At 69.3% G+C, this 15,669-nt stretch carries 16 protein-coding genes; 1 reads left to right on the top strand and 15 read right to left on the bottom strand.

From position 1 onward, the window contains the following. Window positions 1-30: 30 nt before the first annotated feature. From metK to pyrR, 12 genes are all read right to left on the bottom strand, one after another. Complete coding sequence (metK, locus tag AVL48_RS31625; protein ID WP_061981100.1) at window positions 31-1,233, bottom strand: methionine adenosyltransferase; 1,203 nt, start codon at window positions 1,231-1,233, stop codon at window positions 31-33. Window positions 1,234-1,328: 95 nt separating this feature from the next. Further along, a complete protein-coding gene (coaBC, locus tag AVL48_RS31620; protein ID WP_061980659.1) occupies window positions 1,329-2,549 on the bottom strand; it encodes a bifunctional phosphopantothenoylcysteine decarboxylase/phosphopantothenate--cysteine ligase CoaBC in 1,221 nt (406 codons plus the stop codon). Continuing rightward, complete coding sequence (gene rpoZ, locus AVL48_RS31615; RefSeq protein ID WP_037320858.1) at window positions 2,542-2,808, bottom strand: DNA-directed RNA polymerase subunit omega; 267 nt, start codon at window positions 2,806-2,808, stop codon at window positions 2,542-2,544. Before rpoZ ends, coaBC begins: the two co-directional genes overlap by 8 nt. Then, complete coding sequence (gene gmk / locus AVL48_RS31610; RefSeq protein ID WP_074038190.1) at window positions 2,805-3,461, bottom strand: guanylate kinase; 657 nt, start codon at window positions 3,459-3,461, stop codon at window positions 2,805-2,807. The genes rpoZ and gmk overlap by 4 nt, the downstream gene beginning before the upstream one ends. Continuing rightward, window positions 3,458-3,775: an integration host factor, actinobacterial type gene (gene mihF / locus AVL48_RS31605; protein WP_003096398.1), complete on the bottom strand. Its 318-nt coding sequence runs from the start codon at window positions 3,773-3,775 to the stop codon at window positions 3,458-3,460. Before mihF ends, gmk begins: the two co-directional genes overlap by 4 nt. Before the next feature lie 107 nt (window positions 3,776-3,882). Next, entirely contained in the window at window positions 3,883-4,722 is an 840-nt protein-coding gene (pyrF, locus tag AVL48_RS31600; protein ID WP_061980657.1) for an orotidine-5'-phosphate decarboxylase, read from the bottom strand. Beyond that, window positions 4,719-8,033 (bottom strand): carbamoyl-phosphate synthase large subunit, encoded by a 3,315-nt coding sequence (gene carB / locus AVL48_RS31595; RefSeq protein WP_061980656.1) that lies wholly within the window; start codon window positions 8,031-8,033, stop codon window positions 4,719-4,721. The genes pyrF and carB overlap by 4 nt, the downstream gene beginning before the upstream one ends. Further along, window positions 8,033-9,166: a glutamine-hydrolyzing carbamoyl-phosphate synthase small subunit gene (carA, locus tag AVL48_RS31590; protein WP_061980655.1), complete on the bottom strand. Its 1,134-nt coding sequence runs from the start codon at window positions 9,164-9,166 to the stop codon at window positions 8,033-8,035. The genes carB and carA overlap by 1 nt, the downstream gene beginning before the upstream one ends. After that, entirely contained in the window at window positions 9,166-9,675 is a 510-nt protein-coding gene (locus AVL48_RS31585; protein ID WP_061980654.1) for a PH-like domain-containing protein, read from the bottom strand. The genes carA and AVL48_RS31585 overlap by 1 nt, the downstream gene beginning before the upstream one ends. Next, window positions 9,672-10,964 carry a dihydroorotase gene (locus tag AVL48_RS31580; RefSeq protein WP_061980653.1) on the bottom strand — a complete coding sequence of 431 codons (1,293 nt, stop codon included), beginning with the start codon at window positions 10,962-10,964 and terminating at the stop codon, window positions 9,672-9,674. The genes AVL48_RS31585 and AVL48_RS31580 overlap by 4 nt, the downstream gene beginning before the upstream one ends. After that, window positions 10,961-11,893, bottom strand: coding sequence for an aspartate carbamoyltransferase catalytic subunit (locus AVL48_RS31575; RefSeq protein WP_061980652.1), 933 nt, complete (start codon window positions 11,891-11,893; stop codon window positions 10,961-10,963). The genes AVL48_RS31580 and AVL48_RS31575 overlap by 4 nt, the downstream gene beginning before the upstream one ends. Beyond that, window positions 11,890-12,486: a bifunctional pyr operon transcriptional regulator/uracil phosphoribosyltransferase PyrR gene (pyrR, locus tag AVL48_RS31570; RefSeq protein ID WP_016333099.1), complete on the bottom strand. Its 597-nt coding sequence runs from the start codon at window positions 12,484-12,486 to the stop codon at window positions 11,890-11,892. The genes AVL48_RS31575 and pyrR overlap by 4 nt, the downstream gene beginning before the upstream one ends. 260 nt (window positions 12,487-12,746) lie before the next feature. Here pyrR and bldD point away from each other — a divergent pair, with 260 nt between their 5' ends. Then, window positions 12,747-13,235, top strand: coding sequence for a transcriptional regulator BldD (gene bldD, locus AVL48_RS31565; protein WP_003096372.1), 489 nt, complete (start codon window positions 12,747-12,749; stop codon window positions 13,233-13,235). A gap of 109 nt (window positions 13,236-13,344) precedes the next feature. On the opposite strand, the gene nusB is transcribed toward bldD, so the two are convergent. Genes nusB through AVL48_RS31550 form a run of 3 tightly spaced genes read right to left on the bottom strand, consistent with a single transcriptional unit; the run spans window position 13,345 to window position 15,502 of the window. Then, the gene (nusB, locus tag AVL48_RS31560; RefSeq protein WP_061980651.1) at window positions 13,345-13,809 is read right to left on the bottom strand and encodes a transcription antitermination factor NusB; all 465 of its coding nucleotides are present in this window, start codon (window positions 13,807-13,809) and stop codon (window positions 13,345-13,347) included. Beyond that, on the bottom strand, window positions 13,809-14,372 hold the full coding sequence (gene efp / locus AVL48_RS31555) for an elongation factor P (RefSeq protein ID WP_061980650.1): 564 nt from the start codon (window positions 14,370-14,372) through the stop codon (window positions 13,809-13,811). The genes nusB and efp overlap by 1 nt, the downstream gene beginning before the upstream one ends. A 38-nt stretch (window positions 14,373-14,410) precedes the next feature. After that, window positions 14,411-15,502: a M24 family metallopeptidase gene (locus tag AVL48_RS31550; RefSeq protein WP_061980649.1), complete on the bottom strand. Its 1,092-nt coding sequence runs from the start codon at window positions 15,500-15,502 to the stop codon at window positions 14,411-14,413. Between the last annotated feature and the right edge of the window lie 167 nt (window positions 15,503-15,669).

Below are 15,669 nucleotides of genomic sequence, written 5' to 3'. Positions count from 1 at the left end.
GGCCTTTCATGGCACTACTGGACCGAAGCCTCAGGCGCCCGCGGCCGACTTCAGGTCCGCGGCCCGCGCCGTGCTCTCCCACGGGAGGTTCAGCTCAGGGCGGCCGAAGTGGCCGTACGCGGCCGTCGGCGCGTAGATCGGGCGGAGCAGGTCGAGGTCGCGGATGATCGCGGCCGGCCGCAGGTCGAAGACCTCCGTGATGGCGGCCTGGATCTTCGACGGGTCGACCGTCTCGGTGCCGAAGGTCTCGACGAAGAGGCCCACCGGGGCCGCCTTGCCGATCGCGTACGCCACCTGCACCTCGGCGCGCGAGGCGAGACCGGCGGCGATGACGTTCTTCGCCACCCAGCGCATCGCGTACGCGGCCGAGCGGTCCACCTTGGAGGGATCCTTGCCGGAGAACGCGCCGCCACCGTGGCGGGCCATGCCGCCGTAGGTGTCGACGATGATCTTGCGGCCGGTCAGGCCCGCGTCGCCCATCGGGCCGCCGATGACGAAGCGGCCGGTCGGGTTCACCAGCAGCCGCACGTTGGAGGTGTCGAGGCCGAGGTCGGCGATCTCCGGGGCGACCACGTGCTCACGGACGTCGACGCCGAGCATCTGCTCGAGGTCGATGCCGTCGGCGTGCTGAGTGGACACGACCACCGTGTCGAGCCGCACCGGCTGGTCACCGGCGTACTCGATGGTGACCTGGGTCTTGCCGTCCGGGCGCAGGTACGGCAGCACGCCGTCTTTGCGGACCCGGGTCAGCCGCTGCGAGAGCCGGTGCGCGAGCGCGATCGGCAGGGGCATCAGCTCGGGGGTGTCCGAGCAGGCGTAGCCGAACATCAGGCCCTGGTCGCCGGCGCCCTGGCGGTTGATTTCGTCCTCGTCGGACTCGACGCGGGACTCGTACGCGGTGTCGACACCCTGCGCGATGTCGGGCGACTGGGAACCGATGGCGACGTTGACGCCGCAGGAGTTGCCGTCGAAGCCCTTGGCCGAAGAGTCGTAGCCGATCTTCAGGATCACATCGCGGACGATGGTCGGGATGTCCGCGTAGGCCTCGGTGGTCACCTCGCCGGCGACATGCACCTGTCCGGTGGTGATGAGGGTTTCGACCGCCACCCGGCTGCGGGGGTCCTTCGCCAGCAGGCCGTCCAGGATGGAGTCGCTGATGGCGTCGCAAATCTTGTCAGGATGACCTTCGGTCACCGATTCCGATGTGAACAGTCTGCTCGTGGACGCGGTCACGGTGGCCGTCACTTCCTCACCTAGACGTCTGATGCCCAGAAAGTTAGGCACCCCTTAGCTTGCCCTAAGCGTACTGACTATCGTTCAAGGCGCGGTCAACGCTTCATCAAGGTCACAACAGCGTCCCACAATGTGGACGCCAGTTCCGCCTTGGCGCCGAGCGGGATCGGGATCTCGGTTCCGTCGGCCCCCAGAAGCCAGCCCGAGTTGTCCTCGGTCCCGAAAGCCTTTCCCTCGCCGACGGCGTTCACCACCAGCAGATCAGCACCCTTGCGCTTCAATTTGACCCGAGCGTGATCGAGAACGCCACCCTTGTCGTCCCCGGTTTCCGCGGCGAACCCCACGACCAACCGGCCTTCCGTCCGGTTCCGCACCAGTTCGGCCAGGATGTCCGCGTTGCGGGCGAGCTCGACGACAGGGTCCGGCGAGTCGTCGGACTTCTTGATCTTGTGCTCGGCCCGGTTCGACGGCCGGAAATCGGCGACGGCGGCGGCCATCACGACGACGTCGGCGGAGGCGGCCTCGGCGTGCATCGCCTGGCGCATCTCTTCGGCGGTCGACACGTGGACGACCTTCGCGCCCGCCGGTTCCGGCAACGCGACGGTGTGCGCGGTGACCAGGGTGACCTCGGCGCCGCGCTGCACGGCGACGCGGGCCAGCGCGTAGCCCTGCTTGCCGGACGAGCGGTTCCCCAGGTACCGGACCGGGTCCAGCGGCTCCCGTGTACCGCCCGCCGAAATCGCCACGCGCACGCCTTCGAGGTCGCGCGGGAGGGCGTTCGGCACGGCGAGCAGGAGCCGGGCGAGGTCGACGATCTCGGCGGGGTCGGCGAGCCGCCCCTTGCCGGTGTCGGCCCCGGTGAGCCTGCCGGCGGCGGGTTCGGCGACGACCAGCCCGCGCGAGCGCAGCAGCGCCACGTTGTCGCGGGTGGCCGGGTGCTCCCACATCTCGGTGTGCATCGCCGGGAAGAAGGCGACCGGGCACCGGGCGGTGAGCAGGGTGTTCGTCAGCAGATCGTCCGCGATGCCGTGCGCGGCCTTGGCGAGCAGGTTCGCCGTGGCGGGCACGACGATCACCAGATCGGCTTCCTTGCCGACGCGGACGTGCTGGACCTCGGGCACCTCGGTGAACACGCCGGTGTGCACCGGGTTCCCGGACAATGCCTCGAAGGTGGCCGCGCCGACGAAGTTCAGCGCGGCTTCGGTGGGGACCACGCGGACGTCGTGACCGGATTCGGTCAGTCCCCGCAGGACCTCACAGGCCTTGTAAGCGGCGATCCCGCCGCCTACGCCCAGAACGATCTTGGCTTTACTCACCCTCGGTGTGCTCGAGCAGGCCACCGTGGATCTCGCGCAGGGCGATGGACAGCGGCTTCTCGCGCGGGCCCGGCTCGACCAGCGGGCCGACGTACTCCAGCAGACCCTCGCCCAGCTGGGCGTAGTAGTCGTTGATCTGACGAGCGCGCTTGGCCGCGTAGATCGCCAACGCGTACTTCGAGCTGACCTTTTCGAGCAGGTCGTCGATGGGCGGGTTGGTGATGCCTTCGAGTTCTTCGTTCAGGATGGCCTGGGTCACTCGTGGTGCTCCGAATCTTCAAAGTTCTGGTCGCCGGTTATCAAGTTTAGCAACTGCTCGGCGGCGTCCCGCACGTCGGCGTTGACGACGCGCTCGTCGAACTCGCCGGCGGCGGCCAGTTCACGCTCGGCCTCGGCCAGCCTCGCCTGGACGGCGGCCTGGTTCTCGGTGCCGCGACCGGTCAGCCTGCCGACCAGTTCCGCCCAGGACGGCGGCATCAGCATCACCAGCCGGGCTTCCGGCATCGCCTTGCGGACCTGCCGCGCGCCCTGGAGTTCGATCTCCAGTACCGCGTTGCGCCCGGCCGCCAGAGCCCGCTCGACGGGCTCGCGCGGGGTGCCGTAGCAGTTGCCGGTGAACTCGGCGTGCTCCAGCAGCCTGCCCTCGGCCACCATGCGGTCGAACTCGGCTCGGTCGACGAAGTGGTAGTGCTCGCCGTCGACCTCACCCGGCCTCGGCTTCCTCGTGGTCACCGAAACACTGAAATAGATCTCCGGATCCAGCTTGCGCAGCTCCCCCACCACGCTCGACTTCCCGACTCCCGAAGGCCCCGATACGACCGTGAGCCGGTGTCGGGAAAAAACTCCCGCCACCGGCTCACCGCCGCGGTCAGCGCCCGGGTTCACCGGGTGGTCCTGACCGTCGCCGCTCACTCGCCGCTGAATTCGGCCAGCAGCGCCTTGCGCTGCCGGTCGCCGAGGCCGCGAAGACGACGGCTGGGTGCGATCTCCAGTCGTTCCATGGTCTGCTGGGCACGGACCTTGCCGACGCCCGGAAGAGCCTCGAGCAGAGCCGAGACCTTCATCTTGCCGAGGACTTCGTTCTCCTCGGCCTGCTTCAACACGTCGACCAGAGTGGTACCGCCCCGCTTCAGCCGCTCCTTCAGCTCAGCACGGATGCGGCGGGCGGCGGCGGCCTTCTCCAGCGCCGCAGCACGCTGTTCCTCTGTCAGCTGGGGAAGTGCCACGTTTTCCTCCGGTAGTTCTCAAATCTGGGTGGGTGTGGCGACGGTACCCACCCGTTACCTCGGCCCACAATGCGGGGGTGGCTGGTCATGACCGATTCCCGGGCCTGCTATTGGCCGTTTTCCAGGGGACCGAGGGAATCCCGTGTCCGCCGAACGGCCGCACGCAACGCCTCGTGGTCCGGTCCGTGCTTGAGCACGTCACGGGACGACGCCGGGAGCACTCCCGGCAGTCCCGGCCCGAAAAGCACCCGCAAATCGGCCACAGTGGCCCCCTGGGCCCCGAAACCGGGTGCCAGGACCGGACCGTTCAGCACGCTCAGATCGAGCTCTCCCGGCGCGATGGTGGCGCCGACGACGACGCCGATGTCGCCCAGGGGCCCGACACCGGCGTTGTACGCGGCCGCGGTGTCGACGATGTCCTGCGCGACGGTCTTTCCGTTGGGCAGCAAGGCGTTCTGCAGTCCCTGCGCCTCCGGGTTGGAGGTGCGCGCGAGGACGAACAGTCCCTTGCCTTGCGTCTGCGCAACGTCGATCGCGGGCGCCAGCGAACCGAACCCGAGATACGGCGACACGGTGATGGCGTCGGCTTCGAGTTCGGCGCCCGCGGGCAGGAACGCCGCCGTGTACGCCGCCATCGTCGAACCGATGTCGCCGCGTTTGACGTCCAGCAGGACGAGCGCGCCCGCTTCCCGGCACACCTTCATCGTCTTGGCCAGAACGGCGACCCCAGGAGGCCCGTAGGCCTCGAAAAAGGCCGACTGGGGTTTGATCACCGCGACCTCGGGCGCGATCGCCTCGGCGGCGGTCAGGGCGAACTTCTCCAAGCCGCCCGCGTCCGCCGGGAGATCCCACGCCTGGAGCAACCCGGGATGGGGGTCGATCCCGGCGCAGAGCGGTCCCTTGTCCGCGACCGCCCGCGCCAGCCTCGCCCCGAACCGTTCGGTCATGCCTTGGCCTTCAGCGCCGCCTGGAGGCTCTGCAGCGACCGCACGCCGATGTCGCCCTTGATGACCGCCTCTATCCCGTGCACGGCCGCCGCGGCGCCCTGCACCGTGGTGATGCACGGGATGTCCCGCGACACCGCGGCGGTGCGGATCTCGTAGCCGTCGATGCGCGGGCCGCTGTTGCCGTACGGGGTGTTGATCACCATCTGCACCTCGCCGCTGAGGATGACGTCCACGACGTTCTGCTCCCCCTCGGCCGAACCTTCGTAGTGCTTGCGCACGACGGTGCAAGCGATTCCGTTGCGCCGCAACACTTCCGCGGTACCGGAGGTGGCGAGGATCTCGAAGCCGAGGTCCGCCAGCCGCTTCACCGGGAACACCAGCGAACGCTTGTCACGGTTGGCGACGGAGACGAACACCTTGCCCGACGTCGGCAGCGAACCGTAGGCACCGGCCTGCGACTTGGCGAACGCCTTGCCGAAGGAGACGTCGACGCCCATGACCTCGCCGGTGGACTTCATCTCCGGGCCGAGCAGCGAGTCGACGCCGTGGCCCTCGGGGGTGCGGAAGCGGTGGAACGGCAGGACCGCCTCCTTGACCGCGACCGGCGAATCGGCGGGCATGTGCCCACCGTCGCCCTCGGCCGGGAGCACCCCGGAGGTGCGCAGGTCCTTGATAGACGACCCGGTCATGATCAGCGCCGCGGCCTTCGCCAGCGGCACCGCGGTGGCCTTCGACACGAACGGCACCGTCCGCGAGGCGCGCGGGTTGGCCTCCAGGACGTAGAGGACGTCGTCCTTGAGCGCGTACTGGACGTTCAGCAGGCCGCGGACGCCGACGCCGCGCGCGATGGCCTCGGTCGAGCGGCGTACCGTCTCGATGTCGGTCCGGCCCAGCGTGATCGGCGGCAGCGCGCACGACGAGTCGCCGGAGTGGATCCCGGCCTCCTCGATGTGCTCCATGACGCCGCCCAGGTACAGCTCGTCGCCGTCGAAGAGCGCGTCGACGTCGATCTCGATGGCGTCGTCGAGGAACCGGTCGACCAGGACCGGGTGCTCGGGGGTGACCTCGGTGGCGCGGTGGATGTAGCCGGCGAGGGACTCCTCGTCGTACACGATCTCCATGCCGCGTCCGCCGAGCACGTAGGACGGCCGCACCAGGACCGGGTAGCCGATCTTGTCGGCGATCCGCTTGGCGCCCTCGAACGAGGTCGCCGTGCCGTACTTCGGCGCGGGCAGCCCGGCGTCGGTGAGGACCTCGCCGAACGCGCCGCGGTCCTCGGCGAGGTGGATCGCGTCCGGGGAGGTGCCGATCACCGGGACACCGGCGTCGGCGAGGCGCTTCGCGAGCGAGAGCGGGGTCTGGCCGCCCAGCTGCACGATGACGCCGGCGACGGTGCCCGACTCCTGCTCGGCGTTCACCACTTCCAGCACGTCCTCGAACGAGAGCGGCTCGAAGTAGAGCCGGTCCGAGGTGTCGTAGTCGGTGGAGACGGTCTCGGGGTTGCAGTTGACCATGACCGCTTCGAAACCGGCCTCGCGCAAGGCGATCGCGGCGTGCACGCACGAGTAGTCGAACTCGATGCCCTGCCCGATGCGGTTCGGCCCCGAGCCGAGGATGAGCACCTTCGGCTTGTCGGACTGCGCGGTGATCTCCGACTGCGCGGCGGGGTCGGTCTCGTAGGCCGAGTAGTGGTACGGCGTCTTGGCCGCGAACTCGGCCGCGCAGGTGTCGACGGTCTTGTACACCGGCCGCACGCCGAGACGGCGGCGCAGCGCGCGGACGCCGTCCTCCCCGGCCAGTTCCGGCCGCAGCGCGGCGATCTGGCGGTCGGAGAGGCCGGTGCGCTTGGCGCGGCGCAGCAGCGGCTCGTCGAGCACCTGGGCGTCGCGGACCTCGGCACCGACCTCGCCGATGAGGGCGATCTGGTCGATGAACCACGGGTCGATGCCCGAGGCCTCGTGGATCTCCTCGACGGTGGCGCCGAAGCGCAGCGCCCGCTCGACCTCGTAGATCCGCCCGTCGTGCGGCGTGCGCAAAGCGTCCAAAATGGACTCCTTGGTCGCGCCTTCGGGGTCGGGGCGGGTCCAGAAGCCGGTGGCCTTGGTGTCGATGGACCGCAGCGCCTTGCCGAGCGCCTCGGGGAAGCTGCGGCCGAACGACATCGCCTCGCCGACGCTCTTCATCGTCGTGGTCAGCGTCGGGTCCGCGCCGGGGAACTTCTCGAAGGCGAACCGCGGCACCTTCACCACGACGTAGTCCAGCGTCGGCTCGAAGGCCGCCGGGGTCTCGCCGGTGATGTCGTTGCGGATCTCGTCGAGGGTGTAGCCGATGGCGAGTTTCGCGGCGATCTTGGCGATCGGGAAGCCGGTCGCCTTCGACGCCAGCGCGCTGGAGCGCGAGACCCGCGGGTTCATCTCGATGACGACCATGCGGCCGTCGGCCGGGTTGATCGCGAACTGGATGTTGCAGCCGCCGGTGTCGACGCCGACCTCGCGCAGCACCGCGATACCGACGTCGCGCATGTGCTGGTACTCGCGGTCGGTCAGGGTCATCGCGGGCGCGACGGTGACCGAGTCGCCGGTGTGCACGCCCATCGCGTCGATGTTCTCGATCGAGCAGACGACCACCACGTTGTCGTGCCGGTCGCGCATGAGCTCGAGTTCGAACTCCTTCCACCCGAGGACGCTCTCCTCGATGAGCACCTCGGTGACGGGTGACTCGGTGAGACCGGTGGACGCCAGGCGCTCCAGTTCGGCGTCGGTGTGCGCCATGCCCGAGCCAAGCCCGCCCATGGTGAACGACGGCCGGATGACCACCGGGAGGCCGACCTCGGCGACGGTCGCGCGGACCTCGTCCATGTCGTGGCAGACCCGCGAACGCGGCACCTCGGCGCCGATCGTGCGGACGATGTCCTTGAACTTCTGCCGGTCCTCGCCGCGCTGGATGGCCTCGACGTCGGCGCCGATCAGCTCGACCCCGTACTTCTCCAGGACACCGCGCTCGTGCAGGGCGACCGCGCAGTTCAGCGCCGTCTGCCCGCCGAGGGTCGCGAGGATCGCGTCGGGGCGCTCCTCGGCGATGACCTTCTCGACGAATTCCGGGGTGACCGGCTCGATGTAGGTGGCGTCGGCGAACTCCGGGTCGGTCATGATGGTCGCCGGGTTCGAGTTCACCAGCGAGACCCGCAGGCCTTCCTCGCGGAGTACGCGGCAGGCCTGGGTGCCGGAGTAGTCGAACTCGGCGGCCTGGCCGATCACGATCGGCCCGGAGCCGATGACCAGCACGTGCTGGATGTCTGTCCTCTTCGGCATTACTTGGCCTTCTCCATCAAGCTCACGAACTCATCGAACAGGGGTGCCGCGTCGTGCGGGCCGGCGGCGGCCTCGGGGTGGTACTGCACCGAGAACGCGGGGACGTCGAACGCGCGGACACCTTCGACGGTGTCGTCGTTCGGGCAGTAGTGCGAGACCTGCGCCGCGCCGAACGGCGTCTCGAACCGCTGTCCCGGTTCGCCTTCGAGGGCGAAACCGTGGTTCTGCGCGGTGATCGCGACGCGTTTCGTCGCCACGTCGATCACCGGGATGTTGATCCCCCGGTGGCCGTAGCGCATCTTGTAGGTGCCCAGTCCCAGCGCGCGGCCGAGGATCTGGTTGCCGAAGCAGATGCCGAACAGCGGGATTTCCCGCTGTAGTACGGCTTTCGTCAGCTCCGTCGCGTGCGCGGTGGTCGCCGGGTCACCGGGACCGTTGGAGAGGAAGACACCGTCGGCCTCGACCGCGAGCAGTTCGTCCACAGTGGACGAGGAGGGCAGGACGTGCACCTCGATGCCGCGCGCGGCCATCATGCGCGGGGTGTTGGACTTGATGCCCAGGTCCAGCGCGGCCACGCGGAACTTCCGCTCACCCTGCGCCTCGACGACGTACGACTGCTTCGTGGTGACCTCGCCGGCGAGGTCGGCGCCCTTCATCTGCGGGCCGGCCTTCACCTCGGCGAGCATCTCCTCGTCGCTGCCGAGCGCGTCACCCGAGAAGACGCCGGACCGCATGGCGCCCTGCTCGCGCAGGTGCCGGGTCAGCGTGCGGGTGTCCACTTCGGAGATGCCGACGACGCCCTGGCGCTCCAGTTCCTCGTCCAGCGTGCGCTTGGCGCGCCAGTTGGACGGGGTGCGCGCCGGGTCGCGGACGACGTAGCCCGAAACCCAGATGCGGGCGGACTCGTCGTCCTCGTCGTTCCAGCCGGTGTTGCCGATCTGCGGCGCGGTCTGGACCACGATCTGGCGGTGGTAGGAGGGGTCGGTCAGCGTCTCCTGGTAGCCGGTCATGCCGGTGCAGAACACCGCCTCGCCCAAGCTGCGGCCACGGGCGCCGTACGCGGAGCCGCGGAAGATCCGGCCGTCTTCGAGTACCAGCGCGGCTGGCGCACGGGTGCCGTTCACGGTGCTCATCAGGCACCTCCCTTGATGTCGTTGCGGGTGTCTTGCAAAGCTTCGATCCACTGTGGATAGTCGTCGACGTCGTCACCGCGGAAGCCGGTGTCCAGTTCGACGTCGCCCGCGAGCCAGGTGATGACGAGCAGCGCGTCGATGCCCATCACCTTCCCGGCCATCCCCTTGTCCTTGCGGACGCCGGTGATCGCCGAGCGCGGGATCCAGAAGTCCGGGGCGCCGCCGCGTTCGATGGCGACGCCGTCTTCGTGCAGCCGCCAGACCGCGCCGGTGCGCAGCCCGGCGCCGCGGGTGACGACGCGGTCCTGCCAGTGCCCCGCCGTCGTCGTGCTGACGTAGAGACCGGTCGATTCGAGGAGCGCCTCGCCGGGCTCCGCCGGGATCTCGGCGAACGGCGGCACCTGGACGCTCTGGGTCCGCGATTTCCGCCGCCAGCCGCGCCACATCAGGAAGACGCAGAACAGGAAGAAGACGAAGACCGCCAGGGTCAGCAGAATCCGGTCGCTCATGATGCGATCTTCCCTTCCCGCGCGGTGATCCGCCCGCGCAGCAACGTCGCCGTCACCACGCCGGGGAGCCGCATTCCTTCGTACGGGGTGTTCGCCGCGATACTCGCGAACTCCGCACCGCGCACGGTCCATTCGGTGTCCGGGTCGACCAGCGTCAGGTTCGCCGGTTCCCCGACCTCGATCGGGCGGCCGTGATCGGACAGGTTCCCGATCTCGGCGGGCCGCTCGCTCATCACGCGCGCGACGCCCCGCCAGTCGAGCAGGCCGGTGCGGACCATGGTCTCGACCACGATCGACAGCGCGGTCTGCAGGCCGAGCATGCCGGGACGGGCCGAGTTCCACTCGCAGTCCTTGTCCTGGACGGCGTGCGGCGCGTGGTCGGTGGCGACGCAGTCGATGACGCCCTCGGCCAGCGCGGCGCGCAGCTTCTCGGCGTCGGCCCCGGTGCGCAGCGGCGGATTGACCTTGTTGACCGGGTCGTAGGTCGCCAGCCGTTCGTCGGTCAGCAGCAGATGGTGCGGGGTGACCTCGGCCGAGACCTTGGTACCGCGCTCCTTGGCCCAGTTCAGGATGTCGGCCGTACCCGAGGTGGACACGTGGCAGATGTGCAGGCGCGCGTTCGCGTGCTCGGCGAGCAGGCAGTCGCGCGCGACGATCGACTCCTCCGCCGAAGCGGGCCAGCCGGTGTAGCCCAGGCGCGCGGCCTGCTCACCCTCGTGCGCCTGCGCGCCGACGGTCAGCCGGGGTTCCTCCGCGTGCTGGGCGATGACCACGCCGAGCGCCGTCGAGTACTCCAGCGCGCGGCGCATGAGCAGCGGGTCCGCGACACAGAGGCCGTCGTCGGAGAAGACCTTCACCTGGGCCTCGGACTTCGCCATGGTGCCCAGTTCGGCGAGCTTCTCGCCCTTGAGGCCCACGGTGACCGCGCCGACGGGGTGCACGTCGACCAGCCCGGCCTCCTGGCCGCGCCGCCACACGTGGTCGACGATCACCGCGTTGTCGGCCACCGGGTCGGTGTTGGCCATGGCGAACACCGCGGTGTAGCCGCCGAGCGCGGCCGCCGCCGAACCGGTGGCGATGGTCTCGGTGTCCTCGCGGCCGGGTTCGCGCAGGTGGGTGTGCAGGTCGACGAAGCCGGGGAGCAGCACCTGGCCGCCCGCTTCGATCACCTCGGCGTCTTCTGGCACGTCGAGGGACCCGATGTCGGTGATGACCCCGTCCTCGACGAGCACGTCGACCGGGTCGCCCTCGCCGTAGGGCCGAGCGCCCTTGATCAGGACGGTGGTCATGCAGCGGCTCCTTCACTGGCGAGCAGGTGGTAGAGGACCGCCATGCGCACGTGGACGCCGTTGCGGACCTGTTCGGTGATGGCCGAGGCCGGGGAGTCGGCGACCGCCGAGGCGATCTCCATCCCGCGCAGCATCGGGCCGGGGTGCAGGACGACGGCGTGCTCGGGCAGGAGCTTCATCCGCCGTTCGTTGAGGCCGTAGGCGATCGAGTACTCGCGTGCCGAGGGGAAGAAGCCCCCGTGCATTCGCTCGGCCTGGACCCGCAGCATCATGACCGCGTCGACCGCGGGCAGTTCGGCGTCGAGTTCGTGCGACACGGTGACCGGCAGGCTTTCCACGCCCGCGGGCAGCAGCGTCGGCGGCGCGACGAGCACCACCTCGGCACCGAGCGCCGACAGCAGGTGGATGTTCGACCGCGCGACCCGGCTGTGCAGGACGTCGCCGACGATCGCGATCCGGCGGCCCTCCAGCGAGCCGAGCCGCTCCCGCAGGGTCGCCGCGTCGAGCAGTGCCTGGGTCGGATGCTCGTGCGTGCCGTCGCCGGCGTTGACGACCGCCGTCCCGGCCTCGGCGAGCCAGCCCGAAAGCCGCTGCGCCGCCCCGGAGGCGGGATGCCGGATGATCACGCAGTCGGCACCGGCCGCGGCCAGCGTCAGCGCGGTGTCCCGCAGCGATTCGCCCTTGTTGACCGAAGAACTGGACGCGGAGACGTTGATGACGTCGGCGCTCATCCACTTCCCGGCGATCTCGAACGAGACACGGGTGCGGGTCGAGTTCTCGTAGAACAGCGTGATGACGGTGCGGCCCCGCAGGGTCGGGAGTTTGCGGACCTCGCGGCCGAGCAGGGTGTGCTTGAGCTCTTCCGCGGTGTCCAGCACGGCTGTCGCGAGCGCCGGGTCGAGCCCGTCGGTGGCGAGCAGGTGCTTCACGATCGGTCTCCTTCTGGTTGCGCCCGCAACAGAACCGTGTCCCGTCCGTCCACTTCGGACAGCAGGACCTCGATTCCCTCGGCACGCGAGGTGGGCACGTTCTTGCCCACGTAGTCGGCACGGATCGGCAGTTCGCGGTGGCCGCGGTCGACCAGCACGGCCAACTGGACCGCGCGCGGGCGGCCGTGGTCGCGCAGGGCGTCGAGGGCGGCGCGGATGGTGCGGCCGGAGAACAGCACGTCGTCGACCAGGATCACCACCGCGTCGTCGATGCCGGTCGGCGGCAGCTGCGAATGTTCGAGCGCGCGGGGCGGACGGCGGCGGAGATCATCACGGTAGAGCGTGATGTCCAGCGCGCCGGTCGGCGGACGGATGCCGGAGAACTCGGCGATCTTGTCCGCGAGCCGCAGGGCGAGCGGGGTACCCCGGGTCGGGATGCCCAGCAACACGGGTGGAGTCGAGCCACCGGCACCGAGAGCGGTCTTCTCGATGACCTGATGGGCCATTCGGGCTATCGTGCGCGCGACATCGCCGGACGAGAGCAGCTCACGCTCTCCCGCCGGTTCCGCCGCGCCACGTGGACGTGACGACAAGGCGGACCTCCTTCCCCGCCTCTCTGGACGGGTCCTTAAAGGACGTCGACTTCCTGCTTGGCGAGGAAATCGAACCGACACTAGCAGGAGCGGGCCCTCCTTCTTACGGGTGGCGCGCCCCAGGTGACGAACGCCTCGCGAAAGCACCCGCTTGACCTGGTGACAACTATGCGTAACCATTACTCTGAGTATTCGACTCTAGGAGTCCCCTGGACCGGTCACTCCGACCGGTTGGGGATGAGGAAACGGAGAACCACCAGATGGGCGATTACGCCAAGGCGCTCGGGGCCAAGCTCCGCGGGATCCGCCAGCAGCAGGGCCTGTCCCTGCACGGGGTCGAGCAGAAGTCCGGAGGCCGGTGGAAGGCCGTCGTCGTCGGTTCGTACGAGCGCGGCGACCGCGCCGTGACCGTGCAGAAGCTCGCCGAGCTGGCCGATTTCTACGGCGTGCCGGTGGTCGAGCTGCTGCCGGAGGGCCGGGTGCCCTCGGGCGCCGAACCCGCCACGAAGATCGTCATCAACCTGGAGCGTCTCCAGCAGCTCCCGGCGGAGAAGGTCGGGCCGCTCGCCCGCTACGCCGCCACCATCCAGAGCCAGCGCGGCGACTACAACGGCAAGGTGCTCTCCATCCGCACCGAAGACCTGCGTTCGCTGGCGATCATCTACGACATGACCCCCGGCGAGCTCACCGAGCAGCTGATCGACTGGGGTGTGCTGCCGCCGGAAGCTCGCCCGTCCAAAGAGGACTAGAGATGGCGACGTTTTCGGTCCGGGGGGACCGGAAACGCCAACCAGCACCACCGAGCACGAGAACGGGCCGTGCCCTCGGCAGAGGACACGGCCCGTTGTAGTACGTCTTCTACAGGACCGCGCGGAGCCGGTCCGCGATGGTGCCGATCCGGCCGAGCACGCCGTTCACGAACCGCGGCGAGTCGTCGGTCGACAACTCCTTCGCCAGCCCGACAGCCTCGTCGATGGCGACCGGGTCCGGCACGTCCGGGGCCCACAGCAGCTCGTAGACACCGACCCGGAGCACCGCGAGATCCACCGGCGGCATCCGGTCCAGCGTCCAGCCCTGAGCGTGCTCGGACAGCAGCTCGTCGATCTGTGCCTTGCGTCCGGTGACCCCTTCGACCAGCGAGATCGTGTAGTCCCCGATCGGGTCGACCTCGACCGAACCGACGCGGTCGGCCAGCAGCGTCACCGCGTCGGCACCGCGCTGGGCGGCCTCGTACATCATCTCGACGGCACGCTTGCGGGCCTGGCGACGGCTGATCGGCCCACCGCGGTTCGGTGACTTGCCGGCTTTGTCTGAGCCTGCCATCAGCTGGAGACGCGACCCAGGTAGCGGCCGTCACGGGTGTCGACCTTGATCTTCTCGCCGGTGGTGAGGAACAGCGGCACCTGGATCTCGGCGCCGGTCTCCAGGGTGGCGGGCTTGGTGCCACCGGTGGAGCGGTCGCCCTGCAGGCCGGGGTCGGTGTGCTGGACGATCAGCTCGACCGAGGTCGGCAGCTCGATGTACAGCGGGACGCCCTCGTGCACCGCGACCTGGACCTCGGTGTTCTCGAGCAGGTAGTTCGCGTTGTCACCGACGGTCTCGGCCAGCACGGTGATCTGGTCGTAGGTCTCCGAGTCCATGAACACGAAGTCCTGACCTTCCTTGTACAGGTAGGTCATGTTCCGGCGGTCGACGGTGGCCGTATCGACCTTCGTACCCGCGTTGAAGGTCTTGTCGACGACCTTCCCGGTCAGCACGTGCTTGAGCGTGGTGCGCACGAACGCACCGCCCTTGCCCGGCTTGACGTGCTGGAACGCGGTGACGGTCCACAGCTGGCCGTCGAGGTTGAGGACGAGCCCGTTCTTCAGGTCGTTGGTGGTGGCCACGAGTGTGCAGTCTCCTGTGTCGATCTTCCGGGCCGCCGTCAGACGACCACGAGTTCCTTGGTGCTCAGTGTGAGGAGTTCGGGCGTACCTTCCCGCACGACCAGCGTGTCCTCGATGCGCACGCCACCGCGGCCGGGCAGATACACACCAGGCTCGACGGTGACCGCCATACCGGCGGTCAGTGTACCGACGCCCGTGGTAGCGAGGCTGGGCGCCTCGTGCACCTGCAATCCGACGCCGTGGCCGAGGCCGTGACCGAACTCCTCGCCGCGGCCCGCGTCGGTGATCACACCGCGGGCGGCTTTGTCCACTTCGGACACTTTGGCGCCGGGGAAGACCGCGGCACAGCCCGCCGCCTGCGCGCGCCGGACCAGTTCGTAGACCTCCTCCTGCCACGCCGCGGGCTTGCCGAGCACGAACGTCCGGGTCATGTCGGAGTGGTAGCCGTCGACCGTGGCGCCGAAGTCGATCTTGACGAAGTCGCCGGTCGCGAGGACGGCCGAGGTCGGCCGGTGATGCGGGATCGCGGAGTTGGCGCCCGCCGCGACGATCGTGTCGAACGACGGCCCGGTCGACCCGTGGCCGAGCATGCGGTTCTCCAGGTCGCGGGCGACGTCCAGCTCGGTGCGGCCCGGCCGGAGCCCGCCGGAGGTCACCAGGTCCTCCAGCGCCCTGTCAGCCGCCGCGCACGCCTGGCGCAGCGCCTCGATCTCCTGCTCGTCCTTGACCAGCCGCAGCTGCTCCACGAGGCCCGGCGTGCGGACCAGCTCGACGCGGTCGAAGCGCACCTTGAGGTCCTCGTGCTGTTCGACGCTGACGTGCTGGCTCTCGAACCCGGTCTTGCCGAACTTCTTCTCGGCCGCGAGGTCGGCCAGCTTCGCCGCGCTCGCGCGGTCCAGCACCCGTTCGAGGTCGGGCACCTCCGTCGCCGACTGGACCGTGTAGCGGCCGTCGGTGCAGAAGATCGTCTTGTCGTCGCCGCCCCCGTGGACGAGGAGAGCGGCGTTGGACCCGGTGAAGCCGGTCAGGTACCTGATGTTGAGCAGGTCCGTGACCAGCAGCGCGTCCACGCCGGAGTCGGCAAGCAGAGAACGCAGCGCCGCACGGCGGCGAGAGAAGTATTCACGCACGTCTTGGAGTTTAGGGGGTAGGCCGCTGGTGGCACGCGTTTCGCCGCCGCCCAAGTACGTGAAGGCCCCCTTCATGTACCTGGGCGCAAGCAAGGGGGCCTTCATGTACTTGGCGATGCCACCACAGGCTCAGCAGTCACTGCCTCGGTATCACTGGCCCACCGGGC

This window comes from Amycolatopsis regifaucium, from assembly GCF_001613935.1.
Taxonomy (GTDB): Bacteria; Actinomycetota; Actinomycetes; order Mycobacteriales; family Pseudonocardiaceae; genus Amycolatopsis; species Amycolatopsis regifaucium.
The sequence above is the reverse complement of the archived record's forward strand: the minus strand, read 5'-3'. Positions and strand labels throughout refer to the sequence as shown.